15 protein-coding genes are annotated in these 18,169 nt (G+C 32.8%); 14 read left to right on the top strand and 1 reads right to left on the bottom strand.

All coding sequences use genetic code 11. From position 1 onward, the window contains the following. The first annotated feature begins 14 nt into the window (after positions 1-14). From FYJ33_RS10300 to FYJ33_RS10270, 7 genes are all read left to right on the top strand, one after another. Positions 15-305: a Dabb family protein gene (locus FYJ33_RS10300; protein WP_154531656.1), complete on the top strand. Its 291-nt coding sequence runs from the start codon at positions 15-17 to the stop codon at positions 303-305. 108 nt (positions 306-413) lie between these two features. Next, positions 414-1,712: a methyl-accepting chemotaxis protein gene (locus tag FYJ33_RS10295; protein ID WP_154531655.1), complete on the top strand. Its 1,299-nt coding sequence runs from the start codon at positions 414-416 to the stop codon at positions 1,710-1,712. A 179-nt stretch (positions 1,713-1,891) separates the two neighbouring features. Beyond that, positions 1,892-5,464 (top strand): DNA polymerase III subunit alpha, encoded by a 3,573-nt coding sequence (locus FYJ33_RS10290; RefSeq protein WP_154531654.1) that lies wholly within the window; start codon positions 1,892-1,894, stop codon positions 5,462-5,464. A gap of 293 nt (positions 5,465-5,757) precedes the next feature. Further along, complete coding sequence (gene pfkA / locus FYJ33_RS10285) at positions 5,758-6,717, top strand: 6-phosphofructokinase (RefSeq protein ID WP_277643165.1); 960 nt, start codon at positions 5,758-5,760, stop codon at positions 6,715-6,717. Positions 6,718-6,824: 107 nt separating this feature from the next. After that, on the top strand, positions 6,825-8,255 hold the full coding sequence (pyk, locus tag FYJ33_RS10280; RefSeq protein ID WP_154531652.1) for a pyruvate kinase: 1,431 nt from the start codon (positions 6,825-6,827) through the stop codon (positions 8,253-8,255). Positions 8,256-8,779: 524 nt separating this feature from the next. Beyond that, a complete protein-coding gene (locus FYJ33_RS10275; RefSeq protein WP_154531651.1) occupies positions 8,780-8,980 on the top strand; it encodes a hypothetical protein in 201 nt (66 codons plus the stop codon). Next, positions 8,981-9,541 carry a TetR/AcrR family transcriptional regulator gene (locus tag FYJ33_RS10270; RefSeq protein WP_154531650.1) on the top strand — a complete coding sequence of 187 codons (561 nt, stop codon included), beginning with the start codon at positions 8,981-8,983 and terminating at the stop codon, positions 9,539-9,541. It begins immediately after the preceding gene. Between the two features lie 106 nt (positions 9,542-9,647). On the opposite strand, the gene FYJ33_RS10265 is transcribed toward FYJ33_RS10270, so the two are convergent. After that, entirely contained in the window at positions 9,648-10,739 is a 1,092-nt protein-coding gene (locus tag FYJ33_RS10265; protein WP_154531649.1) for a PRK06851 family protein, read from the bottom strand. Positions 10,740-10,987: 248 nt separating this feature from the next. Here FYJ33_RS10265 and rlmD point away from each other — a divergent pair, with 248 nt between their 5' ends. The 7 genes from rlmD to FYJ33_RS10230 all read left to right on the top strand — a co-directional run bounded on the left by rlmD (position 10,988) and on the right by FYJ33_RS10230 (position 18,062). Then, positions 10,988-12,361, top strand: coding sequence for a 23S rRNA (uracil(1939)-C(5))-methyltransferase RlmD (gene rlmD, locus FYJ33_RS10260; protein ID WP_154531648.1), 1,374 nt, complete (start codon positions 10,988-10,990; stop codon positions 12,359-12,361). Between the two features lie 300 nt (positions 12,362-12,661). Then, entirely contained in the window at positions 12,662-12,880 is a 219-nt protein-coding gene (locus FYJ33_RS10255; protein ID WP_154531647.1) for a helix-turn-helix domain-containing protein, read from the top strand. Further along, entirely contained in the window at positions 12,864-14,756 is a 1,893-nt protein-coding gene (locus tag FYJ33_RS10250) for a Dam family site-specific DNA-(adenine-N6)-methyltransferase (protein WP_154531646.1), read from the top strand. The genes FYJ33_RS10255 and FYJ33_RS10250 overlap by 17 nt, the downstream gene beginning before the upstream one ends. Before the next feature lie 11 nt (positions 14,757-14,767). Further along, entirely contained in the window at positions 14,768-15,613 is an 846-nt protein-coding gene (locus FYJ33_RS10245) for a hypothetical protein (protein WP_154531645.1), read from the top strand. A gap of 26 nt (positions 15,614-15,639) precedes the next feature. Then, the gene (locus FYJ33_RS10240) at positions 15,640-16,590 is read left to right on the top strand and encodes an AAA family ATPase (protein WP_154531644.1); all 951 of its coding nucleotides are present in this window, start codon (positions 15,640-15,642) and stop codon (positions 16,588-16,590) included. A gap of 31 nt (positions 16,591-16,621) precedes the next feature. Next, positions 16,622-17,878 carry an LlaJI family restriction endonuclease gene (locus FYJ33_RS10235; RefSeq protein WP_154531643.1) on the top strand — a complete coding sequence of 419 codons (1,257 nt, stop codon included), beginning with the start codon at positions 16,622-16,624 and terminating at the stop codon, positions 17,876-17,878. A 22-nt stretch (positions 17,879-17,900) separates the two neighbouring features. Further along, positions 17,901-18,062: a hypothetical protein gene (locus FYJ33_RS10230; RefSeq protein WP_154531642.1), complete on the top strand. Its 162-nt coding sequence runs from the start codon at positions 17,901-17,903 to the stop codon at positions 18,060-18,062. Positions 18,063-18,169: the final 107 nt, after the last annotated feature.

The raw sequence follows: 18,169 nt of genomic DNA, 5'->3' as shown, positions 1-18,169 counted from the left end.
TGGAGGATGAACGAATGTTTACACACATAGTATTTTTTAAACTTAAGGAAGCAACAAATGAAAATGTAGAAAAGGCAAGTGAAATTTTAAACAGCATGGAAGGACAGATTGCTGAACTTAAAGGTCTTGAAGTTGGAATAGATGTTGTAAGAAGTGAAAGAAGCTTTGATTTAGCTCTAGTTACAAGATTTGATTCAAAAGAAGATTACGAAGTTTACGCTGTGTCAGATTTTCACGTTAATAAGGTGTTAAAGAACTTAAAGCCAATGCTTGAATGTTCAAAAACAGTTGATTATCAGCTTTAATATGTTAAAAAAAGATGGTTTATAAGCCGTCTTTTTTGAATTAAATTTGTGGATAATAGGAAAAGTGTGCTATTATGATACTAGAGTAATATAAAAGGGGGATAAAATATGATTAATAAGGGTAAATTAACAAAATTAAGACTACTGGCTTTACTTGTAATCCTGGTAGTTGTGGGCATATTGAATGGAATCTTCTATGTTATAGCTGGAAGCAAATCTTTATCATTAGGAACAATGTATTTGCTTCAATGGCTGATTATTAGTTTAGTTGTAATGGTTCTATTTTTTATTGTATCAAAAGTTATAGTTAGCAATCTTGAAAACATAGCTGGAATTGTTAAGAGGATAGCAATAGGAGATGTAAATGACGAAGTTGATAATGAAAGAGCAAAAAATTTTGAAAAACTTGCAGCTAAAAATAGTGCAGTAGGACAGATATTTAGAAATGTGGAGTCAACAAGAAAACATATAGTTGAAATAATTCAGAGCATTAATACTGGAAGCAGGGAAATTTATGAATCATCTAAGACTGTAAATCAGGCAACAAATGAATTTGCAGACACAACAAGTGGAATTGCAGCTTCTGTTACAGATATAGCTTATGGGACAAATGAACAGGCATCAGAATTAAACAGTATTACTGAATCACTAAATAAATTCAGCGATGAACTTAATGCTATAACTGAAAAGTTTAGTAGTATATCATCTCTTTCAGACAACATCCAGGATAAGACAATTAAGAGCAGTAAATCAACAAAAGATGTTGTTTCTGTATTCAACGAAATTATTGATAGTTTTAAGGAGTTTCAGAAGAAAGTAGATGCAACAGTTGATAACATAAAGCAGGTTAATGAAATAATTGCATTGATTAACAAGATTGCAGAACAGACAAATCTTTTAGCGCTGAATGCTGCAATTGAAGCTGCCAGTGCGGGGGAAGCAGGAAGAGGCTTTGCGGTAGTTGCTGAAGAGGTAAGACAGCTGGCAGAGCAGAGCAAGGTTGCAAGTTCTAACATAAAGGGTATTGGACAGAGTATACTTGAAAATGCTACAGCAATGAAGGAGCAGTCAGTAGGTATTGAGGAGGGTCTTCAGGGTCAAAATAAAGTACTTAATGAATCAATAGCTGTATTTGATGTTGTAGCAGACGGTATAAATGATATTACACCTAGAATAGGAGAAGTTAATTCTTCAGTAATTAAGCTCAAGAATGAAAAGGATACTATAGTTGGAAATGTAGACAAAGTTTCTGCTATAGCAAATAATATAGCATCATTATCACAGGAAGTAAGTGGTGCTGTAGAAGAACTTACAGCAACTTCTGAAGAAGTAAGTGCATATACAAAAAAACTTGACGAGATGGCAGCAACACTTGAAGAAAGCATAAACTCATTTAAAAAGAAATAAATAACTTAAAAAGATTATATTGAAAGATGATGGGAGACCATCATCTTTTTGTTTATATAAAGTAATAAGTTTGAAATATAATGTAGAATGTATACGTTATAAATTTTACATTGTTGAAGAAATGCCGTAGTAAGGATATAATTAATAGATAGAAAAAGAGAGAAAGGGAGTGAAATCTGATGGAAAAAAACTTTGTGCATTTACACTTGCATACAGGCTACAGTCTTCTTGATGGTGAAGGTAAGATAAAGCAGGTAGTGGCAAGGGCTAAAGAACTTGGGATGTCAAGCATAGCAATAACTGACCATGGAGTTATGTATGGCTGTGTTGATTTCTATAAAGCAGCAAAGGAAGCTGGCATCAAGCCCATACTTGGATGTGAAGTTTATGTTGTTGCAAAGTCAATGAAGACAAAGAGCAATGAAGATGGCAATGGAACTCATCATCTTGTTCTGCTTGTAAAGAATGAGACTGGATATAATAATCTGATGAAGATAGTATCTACAGCATCTATTGACGGATTTTATTATAAGCCAAGAGTTGACCATGAATTTTTAAAACAGCATAGTGAAGGAATAATTGCCTTAAGTGCATGCCTTGGTGGAGAAGTGCAGTCGTGTATCCTTAACGAACAGATTGAAAAAGCAAAAGAAGCAGCTTTATTTTATAAGGATACATTTAAAGATGGATTCTATCTTGAACTGCAGTATCACGGAGTAGATGAAGAGAGGAAAGTAAACGGAGTACTTGTACAGATGTCAAAAGAACTTGATATACCTCTTGTAGCTACAAATGATGTTCATTATATAAAACAGGAAGATGCAAAGGCACATGATGTACTTTTATGTATACAGACAGGTAAGACTGTTGATGATGAAAAGAGAATGAGATATCCATCAGATCAATTTTATTTAAAGTCACAGGAAGAAATGTATGATATGTTTTCATATGTGCCGGAAGCACTTGAGAACACAGAAAAGATTGCTGAAATGTGTAATTTTGATTATCAGTTTCATGTTTCAAAACTTCCTAAATTCCCACTGCCTGAAAATGAACATGATCCATATGAATATTTAAAAAAGTTATGTTTTGCAGGGCTAGTAGAGAGATATGATGTTTTTAAAGATTTTATGGGAAATAATTTTGACATAGATAAAGTTATCAAGCTTGGAAATGAAAATGAAGAAGCAAAAGTGTATGTAGACAGACTTACATATGAGCTTGGTGTTATAAAGCAGATGGGATATGTAGATTATTTTCTTATAGTATGGGATTTTATTAAGTTTGCAAATGACCATGATATACCTACAGGACCAGGAAGAGGTTCAGGAGCAGGATCTATAGTAGCCTATACACTTGGTATAACAAAGATAAATCCTATTAAGTACAATCTTATCTTTGAAAGATTCCTTAACCCGGAAAGAGTCAGCATGCCCGATATAGATTCAGATTTCTGTTATGAAAGAAGACAGGAAGTAATTGATTATGTTGTCAGAAGATATGGTAGCAGCAATGTTTCACAGATTATTACTTTTGGTACTATGGCAGCAAGAATGTGTATAAGAGATGTAGGCAGGGCTATGAATTACTCATATGCTGAAGTTGATAAAGTAGCAAAAATGATACCATCATTACAAGGAAAGAATATTACTATTGAAAAAGCTCTTGAATTAAATCCAGAACTTAACTCACTTTATGAGTCAGATAATAGAGTTAAAGAACTTATAGATATAAGTAAGAGTCTTGAAGGTCTTCCAAGACATTCATCAACACATGCAGCAGGTGTTGTTATAGCTTCAAAACCACTTATGGAATATGTACCGCTTCAGAAAAATGAAGATAACATAGTAACGCAGTTTGACATGACAACTCTTGAGGAGCTTGGACTGCTTAAGATGGATTTCCTTGGGCTTAGAACACTTACAGTTATGAAAGATGCTGTAGAGATGATTAAGCAGAATAGAGGCATTGACATTGATCTAGATAAGATAGATTTTGATGATCAGGAAGTTTATAAGATGATAGGTGAAGGTAAGACAGTTGGTATATTCCAGCTTGAATCACCAGGAATGACTTCATTCATGAAGGAACTTAAGCCAGACTCACTAGAAGATATTATCGCCGGAATTTCACTATATAGACCAGGTCCAATGGCTGAAATACCAAGATATATTCAGAACAAAAATCATCCAGATAATATACAGTACATAACTCCAGAGCTTGAACATATTCTTAACGTTACTTATGGAGTTATGGTATATCAGGAACAGGTTATGCAAATAGTTAGAGATCTTGCTGGATATTCACTGGGAAGATCTGACCTTGTAAGAAGAGCCATGTCAAAGAAGAAACATGCGGTAATGCAGCAGGAAAGACAGAACTTCATACATGGAATTGTTAATGATGATGGCAGTATTGAAGTACCTGGATGTATAAGAAACGGCATTTCAGAAGAGGCTGGAAACAAGATATTCGATCAGATGATGGACTTTGCTTCATATGCATTCAACAAATCGCATGCGGCTGCATATGCAGTTGTAGGATTCCAGACGGCTTATCTTATGAGATATTATCCTGTTGAGTTTACAGCTGCAATGCTTAATTCAGTTATGGGTATCAACGAAAAGGTTGCATATTATATAAGATTTGCTGAAAGCTCTGGAATAAAAGTGCTTCCACCAGATATAAATAAGAGTTATTCAAAATTCACAGTAAGTGGTAATACCATCAGATTCGGCTTAGCTGCTGTAAAGAACGTTGGAGAAAATGTGGTTGAAAGTATTGTAAAATGCAGAAATGAAAAAGGATTATTTAAGGATCTTCCTGACTTCTGCAATAAAGTAGATACTACAACTATAAATAAAAGAGCTGTAGAAAGCCTAATAAAAGTTGGGGCTTTTGATGAATTTGGCGTATTTAGATCAAGACTTTTAGCTGTTTATGAGAAGTTACTTGATAGTGCAACAAATCAAAAAAAGAAAAATATAGAAGGACAGATGAGTCTTTTTGGGGCTGATTTTGGAGGAATAGTAGAAGAACCTAGAATACAGTACCCTAATATAAAAGAGTTTAATAAAAGGAATATTCTTTCTATAGAAAAGGAAATGACTGGTTTGTATCTTAGTGGTCATCCTCTTGATGATTATAAAAAGAGTTTAAAGATGCAGACTAGTGTTGATATAGAAAAAATACTACAGACATCAGAAATGATGGATGAAACTGAAGAATCTGCGCTTATTACTGATGATAATACTGTATCAGATGGTCAGAGAGTAATAATCGGTGGAATTATTTCTGCTGTTAATAGAAAAGTCACTCGAAGCAATGACATAATGGCTTTTATGATAGTGGAGGATCTTACAGCATCAATGGAAGTTATAGTTTTTCCTAAAACTTTAAAAAAGGTTAATTCAATGGTAAATGAGGATGAACTAGTTGTGGTAAAAGGAAGAGTAAGCATAAGAGAAGACGAAGAACCTAAAATTTTATGCGAAGATATACTACCACTTGAAAAGATTGATTCATCTAAAGTTTTTCTTAGAGTGGAGAGCGCTGAGAAGCTTAAAGAAGCAATACCGGCACTTAAGGTACTTCTTATGCCTTACAGAGGATCTAGTCCATTATATGTTTATGCAGAAAAACAGAAACAGAAATTTAGAATGGGTAAGGAAATGTGGCTTGACATTGAGAGTGATGGCATCGATATGCTTAAGGAAAGATTTGGAGAAAGCAATGTCAAAGTGGTAGATTAAGGTATGTAAAATAATGTAATGGTATTTTGCATAGATAAATGTTAAAATAAAAATAGTACATTGAAAATAAACCTTATTTTAATGATGAAGGTCATATAAAATTGTAAATGGGGAATAATTTTTAATGTGATTAAGTACAAATAAGTACTAAAATTAATTTTAAAGTCTAAATTAGGTTGAAAAATTTCAGTAGTTTTTGTAAAATCAATATGGTAGATTAATGTAGGATAAATAATACTAAGCGTGGGACAAAACTTGTCCATGGTAAGCATAGGAGGTATTTATCTATGAGCATTAATAAAATTGCGGTTTTGACAAGTGGTGGAGATGCACCAGGTATGAATGCTGCTATAAGGGCGGTTGTAAGAACTGCACTTCATAATGGTTTGAAAGTCATGGGAGTCGAAAGAGGCTATGCAGGACTTTTGAATAATGAATTGAAGCCTATGAATAGAAGTAGTGTATCAGATATAATTCAGAGAGGTGGTACAATCCTAAGAACTGCCAGATGTTTGGAGTTCAAGCAGGAAGAGTATAGAAAAAAAGCGGCAGATATCCTTAAAAAAAATGGGGTAGATGCACTTGTAGTTATCGGTGGCGATGGATCTTTTATGGGAGCCAAGCTTTTGTCAAAGCTTGGAGTAAAAACTATAGGACTTCCAGGTACAATTGATAATGACCTGCCTTATACGGATTATACCATAGGATTTGATACAGCTCTTAATACAGCGCTTGATGCTATTAATAAATTAAGAGATACTTCAACATCACATGAGAGAGTTTCTGTTGTAGAGATAATGGGTAGAAATTGTGGTGATTTAGCTCTTTATGCAAGTGTTGCAGGAGGCGCGGAATCAGTACTTTTACCTGAAAAGGAATATGACAAAGATGAATTATGTGGATTGATAAAAAGTGGAAAGGCTAGTGGTAAGATGCATAATCTGGTTCTTGTTGCTGAAGGAATAGGTGGAAGCGAGGAACTTGCAAAGTATATCGAATCAAGAACTGGTATAGAAACAAGAGCAACAATTCTTGGGCACATCCAAAGGGGCGGAAGTCCAACAGCTTGTGACAGGGTACTGGCATCAAAGCTTGGATTTAGGGCAGTTGAACTTCTATTAGAAGGAAAAACATCAAGAGTAGTTGGTATCAGAGACAATAAGATAATTGATGATGATATTGATGATGCACTAGCAATGAAAAGAAAATTTGATGAAAAGCTATATGAGATATCTAAGATTATTTCATATTAGTAACAACAAATTATTTGTAATTTAGTTATTCTTAATTTTAAATTATGTAATTTAAAATTATTAATATATTTTGGGATTAAAAAACTAGAATAAGGAGTGTTATTTAAATGAGAAAGACAAAAATGGTTTGTACAATCGGACCAGCAAGTGAAGATCCAGCAATATTAAAGCAAATAATAGAAGCAGGAATGAACGCTTCAAGACACAACTTCTCTCATGGTGATCATGAAGAACATAGAGGAAGAATAGAAAGTGTTAGAAGATTAGCTAAAGAATGTGGCAAAGAAGTTGCTATAGTTCTTGATACTAAGGGACCTGAAATAAGAACTGGTAAATTCGAACCAAATAAGGTTGAATTACAAAAGGGAACTGAATTCACTATATATGCTGGTGAAAAAGCTATGGCTGAGGTTGTAGGTGATACAACTAAGTGTGCAGTTACATATGAAAATTTACCTAACGACGTTAAGCCAGGAAACACTATTTTAATAGATGATGGTTTAGTTGGATTAGAAGTTAAGTCAATCGAAGGAAACGCTGTTAAGTGTGAAGTTATGAACACTGGATTAGTTGGAACTCATAAGGGAGTTAACTTACCAGGAGTTAAAGTTAACTTACCTGCTATGACTGAAAAAGATAAGGCAGACTTAATCTTCGGATGCGAAATGAAAGTAAACATGGTTGCTGCTTCATTCGTAAGAAAAGCTGAAGATGTTATAGCAATAAGAGAAGTATTAAAGGCTAACGGTGGAGAAGACATAATGATCTTCCCTAAGATAGAAAACCAAGAAGGTGTTGACAACATAGATTCAATAATCGCTGTTTCAGATGGTATCATGGTTGCTAGAGGAGACCTTGGTGTTGAAATTCCAATAGAAGAAGTACCAGCTGTTCAGAAGATGATAATCAGAAAGTGTAACGAAGCAGGAATACCAGTTATAACTGCTACTCAGATGTTAGACTCAATGATTAGAAACCCAAGACCAACTAGAGCAGAAGTTTCAGATATAGCTAACTCTATATTTGATGGAACAGATGCAGTTATGCTTTCAGGAGAAAGTGCTAACGGTACTTACCCAGTAGAAGCTGTTAAGACTCAGGCTAGAATATGTGAAGCTGCTGAAAGAGAATTAACTTACAAAGTTTCAGTTTCAAACGCTAAACATCACGTACCAGCTGTAGCAGGAGTTATTGCAAGAGCTACTTGCAACGCTGCAGAAGAATTAGAGGCTTCAGCTGTTATAGCTTCAACTCAATCAGGCGCTACTGCAAGAAGAATTTCTCAGTGCAGACCTCTTTGCCCAGTTGTTGCTGTTACTCCAAACGAAAGAGTTGCTAAGCAGTTAGCATTCTCATGGGGTGTTTTACCAGTAGTTGCTGACGAATTTAAGTCAACAGACGAAATGTTAGAAAACTCAGTAGAAATAGCTAAGAAGGCTGGAGTTGTTAAGGCTGGAGATACTGTTGTTGTTGCTGCTGGAGTTCCAGTTGACAAGACAGGTTCTACTAACTTAATGAAGGTTGCTGAAGTTAAATAATTTAACTTTTAATAAAAAGGACTGGAAACAGTCCTTTTTTTACGCAAATTTATTTATGCAGCAGAGAATATAGTAGCTATGTATGACTGTGATATTGCTCAGATGAGTTATGAATAATATGTAATAATGCATAACTGAATAATAATAAGTTGTGAGAATAAACAAAAAAAGGTCTCTAACAACTAAAAAAAAATAAAGTTAACAAAATGTTAACATTTATTTATACGAAAGTTGTATTATAATGTATATTACAATTGTTGTTGTGGCAACAATGATAATGTGGAATCAATGGCAACTGATTCTAAGAATAATCTATTACTTGCACCTCATTTGAGGTGTTTTTTTTATGCACAGGAAATTGTGCTAAAAGGTAAAATTTATAAAAAGATATTGACTTTTGTTTTTTTTTTAGAGTTAAATTAGACATGTATTAAACACGTTTAATAAGAACAAGGAGGTTATTGTATAACAACTAAGTTAAATAGCAAGTATAAAATATAATTATATAAAAAGGAGAAATTAAAATGGCTATAGTAATGAAATTTATGAATTATATATCTATTATTTTATTAGTTTGTACTTTGATATGCGGCGCATGGATTGAGAAGCATCCGAAAGGAAATGTGCATTTTCATGCTGTTTTTTCTGCAATATCTGTTATAATTTCATTAGTAGTTATAATAATGAATATGCGTAAGTGTAGACATTGTAAGAAGGGATTATAAATGGAAAATCAATACACTAGGAATAAATTAATTGAAGTTACACAAAAGATGCTTTTAAATGGGGTTAATGTAAAGCAGTTAACAGCTAGAAGAATATCTAGTGAAGCAGGGACAAATCTTGCTATGATTAATTACTGTTTTAAGTCAAAGGATGAACTTATTAAGATTGCTGTTGATAATATTATTTCTAGAGAATTTAAAGAATATTATCATAATGATGACAATGGATCTGCAAAAATTAGGCTTCGTAATCTGCTAATATATACAAGTAGGATAACAGTTAAGTATAAGGAATTAACTAAGGCATCAATGCCATATTTGCTTTTACAAGAAGAAATTAAAATTCCACTTAGAATATTATCGCTTATAAAAAAACATTTTAATTCTACAAAGACCGATAAAGAATGTAGAGTTATTGCTTTTGATATAGTTTGTTTATTGCAATTAGTTTTTTATAGAGATGAAGAGTTTAATAGGTACGCAGGAATTGATATAAATGATGAGAAACAACTTACTGAATTTATTGATATGCAGCTTGATTTACTTCTACCTGAAGTATAATTTTAAATAATCTATTATATGATTATTAATGGCTGAAGGGCATCCAAATTAAAGAGATTTAGAATTAAAATATGTCTTTCAGCCATTTTTATATAAAGAAGTAAGGTTATTTATTTAGTTTATCTATTCTTTCTACTAGATTATCGTAAATTTTATCTAATATAGAAAAGTCAGTGTTTTGGATGTAGAATTTTTCAAGCTGATCATGAAGCTGTTTTGCATTTTTAAGGTATGATATTGCCTCAAAAGTACATTTTGCATATCTTGATTTTATATTATTTATCTTTTTAGAGAATTTCTGATCAGTATCTTTATTTATCAGTTCAGAATAGAGATCAATTACTGTATCAGATGGTCTTGATACTTGATATTCATGCGGTGCAGTGCTGTCGAATATGCATAATTCAAGTTCTGGGAACAGAATCATATCAAGACTATCTGGGTCAAATCCACAGTGATAAACTTCTGTAACAAGTCCTTTGGCTTCTCCTGCCTCTTGTATTTTTTTTAGAAGAGTGGATTTGCCAGAACCAGGTCTTCCTTTTAGAAAATATCTTTTCTTTAAAGGCTCAGTTATATTTTCGACATAGTCTAGTGCACCTTTTGGTGTTGAACCACCAAAGAAACGATGATAAGTTACACTTTGTTTTGGATAAGATACAGTTCCTAGAAGAGTTCTTATTATATCGTTTGCCAAAGTATTAGCTTTTTTAAAACTCATATTTGAAATATATACTGACTCCCATTCGTCATGAATATCAAGAGCTTCTGAAAGCTTTTTATAAGTCAGTTCATAAAGAGGGTGAATTTTTTTGTTTATATATAGAATTTCATCAGTATATTTTGCAAGTTCATCTGTATTCCAAGCTACACCTAGGTTTATATACTCCTCTAAGGCTCCAGGCGCTGTTGGTTCTATAACATGAGGTGAAGTTCCATCAACAATTGCCACACCCATACCACGTATTATTACGCCATCTAGAGAGTCAGGATCAGATGAGCAGTGAATGAATTCTATATCAAAATCTTTAGCACAATAAAGGTTTCCAATCTTTTTCATAAGAGTAGATTTACCAGTACCAGGGCCTCCTTTAAGAATAAAAACCTTTTTTATGTTCTGAAGATTAGATGAGAAAAAGTTTTTGAATCCTTTAGATGTATTAGCACATGCAAAATAGTGTTTTATTTTACCAGCCATTATATTACTTCCTTTAAATAGATTATATACATCAATATATTATGATAAAATTTATGTATGCGTGATAACATAACAAAGGAATATATCATCAAATAATGAATAAGCTAAGAAATACTCGATTGCCTAGTAATTATATATACTTTATAATTAAGAAGCAAACAATAGTGCGTTACTACAAAGCATGTTAATTGTTAAAACATATACGTTTAGTTAATATACTATTATTAAAGAATAAAGGTGAGATTGATTTGTTAGAAAAGAATAAAGAATACATATTAGATATAGTGTCTCAGGGTTACGAGGGGGAAGGTATTGCCAAGGTTGATAATACATATCCTGTTTTTATAGAAGGCGCTCTTCCTGGTGAAAGAGTTAAGGTTAAAATAATCAAGGTTAAGAAGAGTTTTGCTTATGGTAAACTTGTAGAAGTCATCAAAAAAAGTGAACACAGAGCTAAACCTGTATGCGGAATATATAGCAGATGCGGAGGATGCAGACTTCAACATGCTTCTTATGAAAGTCAGCTGCAGTTTAAGAAGCAGAGAGTTGTTGACTGTATAGAAAGAATAGGTAAGCTTGATGGAAGTATTGTAAAGGATACTTTAGGAATGAGCAATCCTTACAGATATAGAAATAAGGTTCAGTTACCGGTTGGTGTTTTTAATGGTGAGCTTAAGATAGGATTCTTTGCTGCAAGATCACATAACATAATCGATATGAATGAATGTAATATTCAGGATGAAACTGCTGATAAGGTAATTGAGATAACAAGAAATTGGATAAAGAAGTATCGAATTAAGCCTTATATTAAAGATGGTGAATACGATAAAAGCGGAGTAGTAAGACACATCATGGTAAGAAGGGGCTTTACAACTAATGAAGTCATGGTTGTAATTGTAACTAATGGCAGTAAAATTCCTCATAAAGAAGAGTGGGTAGAAGAAATTAAGAATAATATTGATGGAATACACAGTATAATTCAGAATATAAATACTGAGAAGACTAATGTTATAATGGGTCAGAAGTGTGTAACTTTATGGGGTGAAGATACAATCAGTGATTATATTGGAGAATTTAAGTTTAATATATCTCCATTATCATTCTTTCAGGTCAATCCTGTGCAGACAGAAGTATTATACTCTAAAGCATTAGAATATGCAGATTTAAGCGGAAATGAAACTGTATTTGATGCATACTGTGGTGCGGGAACAATAACTCTTTTCCTTTCAAGAAAAGCCAAGAAGGTTTATGGAGTTGAAATAATAAAGGAAGCTATCGATAACGCTAATGAAAATGCAGCAGCTAACAATGTTGATAATGCAGAATTCTTTGTTGGTGAATCAGAAGTAGTGATTCCTCAATTATTAGACAAGGGAATAAAACCAGATGTAGTGGTAGTAGATCCACCAAGAAAAGGATGTGAAGAAAGTCTGCTTCATGCTATCGCAGGTGTAGGACCAAAGAGAATAGTTTACGTATCATGTGATCCATCAACACTTGCAAGAGATTTAGGAATATTAGATACATTAGGCTACAAAACAAAGAAAGTACAGCCAGTAGACATGTTCCCACAGACAAGTCATGTTGAGACCGTAGTATTGATGTCAAGGGTTGATAAATAGGAGTATTAAAAACGCTGATAAATGAAGGATTTCAAAGGTTGGAGGATTTTTTGCCCGATGTCTGGCAGTGCCTTTTAATCTTGGAAGTCCTTATTTTTATTTATTGAGGAAACAAGTCGACATTAAAAAAGTGCTTAGGGTTGAGTTGACAGATTAGATTAATTTGTGGGGTTGTAGAGATAGGATAGATGTTAACTAGAATTAATTTTTCTTGTATTGAGAAACGAATATCGTTATGATATAATGATAAATGTTAATTTATAACGAAAACCGTTATTTAATCCCCTTGAGGTGATATTGTTGATTAGAATAAAATTATCAGAGTTATTAGGTAAAAACAAGATGACAAGAAAAGCCCTTGCAGAGTTAGTTGGTGTACGCCCAAACACAATTGGTGATTTATACCATGAGAAAGTTAAAAGGGTCGATTTGGATTTGCTTGATAATATTTGTAAGGTTCTCGGTTGTGACCTAAGTGACCTACTAGAATATCAACCAGACGATGAAGAAGAAAAATAGCACAACTAGAAAAGGTGATAAAGTGAGATATTTAGGCAGCAAAGTAAAATTGCTGAATACTATAGAAGATATTATTGAAAAGTATGATATTGATGGGGAAACATTTGGAGATTTATTTGCAGGGACTAGTTGCGTTGGAGATTATTTCAAAGATAGGTATAAAATTCAGGCCAACGACTTTCTATATTTCTCCTATGTTATAAGCAAAGCAAAATTAAATAATAGTAGAATTCCATCCTTTTCAAACTTTACTAAAGAGTATAAAAGGAACATTTTTGATTGGCTAAATTCCCTTGAATTTACTGCAGACAGCAATTATTTTATTTATAACAATTATACCCCGATTGGTGAAAGAATGTTTTTTACGGAAGATAACGGAAAAAAAATTGATGGTATTAGAATAAAGATTGAGGAACTTTATAGAGAACAAATTATTTCTGAAAATGAGTATTTTTTCTTACTAGCGTCTCTTATTGAAAGTACCACTAGGTTTTCAAACACTTCTGGCACTTACGAAGCATTCTTTAAATTCTGGGACCCAAGAGCAACAAAAGACTTTGTCTTGGAACCACTTGAAATGAATGAACAAGAACTTTTTGCTAAAAATGATGTTTATAATGAAGAAACGAATAGTTTAGTAAGGCGAATTGAAGGCGATATAGCTTATATTGACCCTCCATATACCGTAACTCAATATGTTTCAGCTTATCATATGCTAGATACTATCGCTAAGTATGATTCACCCGAAATAAAAGGCGTAGGTGGAAAACGAGGAAGGGGTAATAAAAACTCATTATATGCTCAGAGAACAAAGGCATTACAAGCCTTTGAGGATTTATTTAGACAGATTAATTACAAGCATATACTGGTGAGCTATAGTAATCAGGGACTTGTTAGTATAGACGAACTGGTTGAATTGGCAAAGATATTTGCTAAGGACGGCAAGGTATACATAGAAAGTACCGATTACAGGGAGTACCAGAATCATAGATCAAGCAACAAGAGGAACGGTAAATCCCTCAACGAAGTAGTAATATATTTTCAAAAAGATATGTCTTTAAATAAGTCCCCACTTAATTATTCTGGCAGCAAGGACACTTTGCTTCCTGCTATAATCAAAGAGCTTCCTCCTTCTGTTAATACTTTTGTTGATGTTATGGGAGGCGCATTTAATGTCGGGGCAAATATCATTGCTACAGACTGCGTTGTTTATAATGAACTTAACCCTTTTATTTACGAAATTATTGAATGGCTTCTAAAAACTGATAAAGCTGAAATCATAGAAGCTATAGAGGAAGGGATAGCTAAATATAAGTTGGAAAAAGGAGAGAAGGAACCATTTGACAAACTTCGACGAGATTATAATGAAGTGGATAATTCCCCATTAAATTTGTATTTGCTCCACATGTATTCATTCCAAAATATGATCAGATTTAATGGAAAACATAAATTTAATACACCGATTGGAGTAGCAGGTTACAGTGAAGATATAAAGCAAAGAATACTTAACTTTAAAGTTAAAGCGAAAAATCTAAAAATGATGAATGATGACTATACATCAATAAATTGGAGCGAGTTTCCTTCAGACACAGTTTTTTATTTTGATCCACCTTACTTTATTACAAGTGCTGCTTACAATGATGGTAAGAGAGGAATGAAAGGTTGGTCTGCAGATGAAGAGGTAGAGCTGTTAAATATCCTAAGCCATATTGATTCATTAGGATATAAATTCATGCTTTCAAATGTTATGCATCACAAAGATAGAACAAATCATTTACTACAAAAATGGGCCGAAGAGCATAAATACCGCGTGATTGATATAGGAACAAGTGGATGGCGTTATGCAAAAAATGAAGTCCTAATAGTGAATTATTAAGGGGGATATTAATGAATCATATTCTTGTTTTGCCAGAAGAATTTGAAGCTAAACTGAATAAAGCACATGCAGATAATGATATTCATGCAAAATGGCTTCAAATTGGTGTCGACACAGTTCAAGATATGATAAATAGGGTCATATCTGAACTGAACGAAAGATTTCCTAAATTAGAAATTACCAATTATAGGGCTGATAATAAAGATAATATAAAAGAGACTATTGGAAATAGATGGAGTGATTCTATATATTCTGGATATTTCGAAACTGAAGATGGTAATGTAGACGGGCTGTTTTTTTATATTCCACCTTCACTTAACTCGGGAAATGATTTTCTAACCAGACAGGTTATGCCTAGTTTGTTAGGAATCTATGAAGGAATATCTCAGGATATGGTTGATTTACATTTTAATAATAGACCAGTATATATTGTAAATATAAATGAGACAAATAGATCAGAACAGAGAGCCGTAAAAGTAAGTTTTATATGTGCAGAATTACTTGGGTTTAAATATCTGGATATATTCGGACGAGAGTTCCAAGATGTTATAACGAGCCTCAATGAGGGAGATGATGAATTTCAGATATCTTCTTTAGCTGATTTTAATCAGTTATTTGCAACGAATGGTAATAATGAACTATTCGTGGTTAATGATGAGGAGAAGGTATTGCAGCTACTTTCAACTAAAGTTACTACGTCATCAAATCCATCTGCTGAAATGTATAGATATCTTTTGAAGGTATTACCAGCAATCTATATGGCAATTGATGCGGGGTACCAAGTTAATATAGATGATTTTGATAATGTACACTTGAGTATGTTTGATGTCATTAGAACCTATATTTCTAAAATTTAACGCAAGAAAATTGGGAGGTAAAATAAATGCAGATAATTTATTATGGTGCCCCAGGTACAGGAAAAAGTTATAGTGTAGATGAACTGGTAAAAGCATCTGGTGTTGGTGATGATAGAATTTTTAGAACTACGTTCCATCCAGAGTATACATATAACGATTTCGTAGGACAATTGCTACCTAAAGTCGAGAAAACAGCTAGTGGTGCCACTAATATCAGCTATGAATTTACAAAAGGAGTATTTACAATAGCATTAGAAAAAGCATACGAAGATACTGCAAAAGAGGTATTTTTAATAATTGAAGAAATGTCAAGAGGAGACTGTGCAGCCATTTTTGGGGATATTTTTCAATTATTGGATAGGGAATCTCAAGGTGTAGATAAAGGTTTTAGTAAATACTTTATTAATAACGACATCATTGCTAAAGACATAATAGCAATCACTGATGATAAAATTAAACTACCACCTAAATTCAATATTTTAGGAACTGTTAATACGAGTGATCAGAATGTATTTGTAATGGATACTGCTTTTAAAAGAAGGTTTGAATGGCATTATATAAGTACTAAGCCGGAACCAATAGGGGGCCCATATAAAAACAATATCGACATCGAAGTTGTTTTAGACAATGCAGGTACAAAAAAAACTGTTAAGTGGGTTGATATTTATGGCACTTTAAATAAATTCATTTCGGACTCACGATTTTTAGGACTTGGTGAAGATAAGCAGTTGGGCCAGTTCTTTATAGAATTTAAAATTGGTGGCACACCAAGCGATTATAAAAATCAATTTAAAAATAAACTATTACATTATTTATGGAGTGATATTCATAAATCAAGTTATAGCACTGAAATTAGTTTGTTTGATTCATCAGTTACAAGTTTTTCCGAACTGTATGATGCTTATGAAGATGATAAAAAGGTTTTTAGCGATAAGTTTTTAGAATGCATAGAGCTGTGGCTAAGAGGTAGTTTATGATTTCTTGGTGAATAGGGGTGGTGCTAATCTAATGAAATTTCATTATGGACAAGATTATTATAACGTTGATGGCATAGATGTATCACCTTTTGGCCTTGAAAAAGGTGATACAAAATATTTAAAATCTGCTAATAAAGAAGTGTTTGATTTTGTAGGGTTTGTTTTAGATGAAGGTAATTTATTATCTGTTTTCCCGAAACATTTTTACAGTGATTTAGAGTTAAAAGATTTGAATCGTGATAAAAAGACGAATTTAGAAGATATTAAGCTGTTATTTGACGTGTTTGTAAAATATACAAAGGAAGTATCTACTACTGCCAAAGCGACTAAGTACATCGGAGCAAAACCTGAGTTTGTATCTGATTACCCTTTTGCTTCTTTTTTCGAAGTCTATAAATATTTTCGTCAGTATGGTATTTATCGTGAAAATAATATTGAAGTTAAACCCAATGCAAATGGATCAGTAGCATGGAAAAAAACTATTCAAAAGGCACAGGTGATAGTTAGTAATGGTAACTTAATTTTCTCTCCCCTTTATAGAAAGAAAAAAAGGCAACAGAATGTTTTCCTTAGTGAATGCATGGTGTTTGTTATCGATCATACGATTAATAGTTTTCCATATTTTATTCATTTACCAAAAACTGGTTACAAAATAAGTTCTTTTGACTTTATCAAACATCGAGAATATACATTGCAACAATTGCGACAAATTAATAGTAAAACCTTTAAAGATACTCAAAAAAAATTGATAGCGCACTTAATTAATTTTTTTGAACAATATAAGAAATCGCCAAAAGGCGGTAATATCCATATCAAAATTAATTATTTTGATAAAATTTGGGAGCAGATGGTTTCAAAGTACCTGAATAAATATTTTAAATGTGTTGACGAAGTTTCCGATTCTATCACATTTGATAAAAGTTTAGTAGCATCGCCCTTGAGATTTGAAGCTAAAGAATTTTCTATCGATGATTCTCCACACCGGTTTAAAATACGGTTAGATCATTATGCAAAACAAGATGATTCTATTTATATTTTTGATTCGAAATATTATTACAACGTCTCGGATTTAAATTATAAACAATTTTCATATAATGAGATACTTAGAGGTGGGATTTCGAAGAGCACTAAAATATATAGTGCCTTAATACTACCAAATAATTCTATTTGTTCAAACTTGCACTTTTCATTATCTCCTGCTTATTTAGGTGGCCGAAAAATAGGAACAAAAATTATTGAACAGTATCTTAATGTAAAGGAAGTAATGCAAACTTATATATCAAATTGATTGTTGATGAGGGGGGAGTGTCTTGGCAGGTAATCGTTCATTTAAAGATTATGTGGCAGAAAGATTCTATAATGAGATGTTTGCTACCGTACAAAGTTACATCTCAGATAATTACGACACCCTAGACTTACGATTATACAGAGTTCAAAACATTGGCGGCATAGTGGAGCTAGAATATAAATAGTACAAGTTAAAAGTGGATATTTCTCAAAAAGAGTTATAATAAAAATATGATGAATTGGAGGAATTGAAATGAGTAAACAGTATGATAAGGAATTTAAGGAAAATGCA

The sequence above is a fragment of the Inconstantimicrobium porci genome, from assembly GCF_009696465.1.
Classification (GTDB): Bacteria; Bacillota; Clostridia; order Clostridiales; family Clostridiaceae; genus Inconstantimicrobium; species Inconstantimicrobium porci.
Note: the sequence above shows the minus strand (reverse complement) of the source record. Positions and strands in the feature narration are given on the sequence as shown.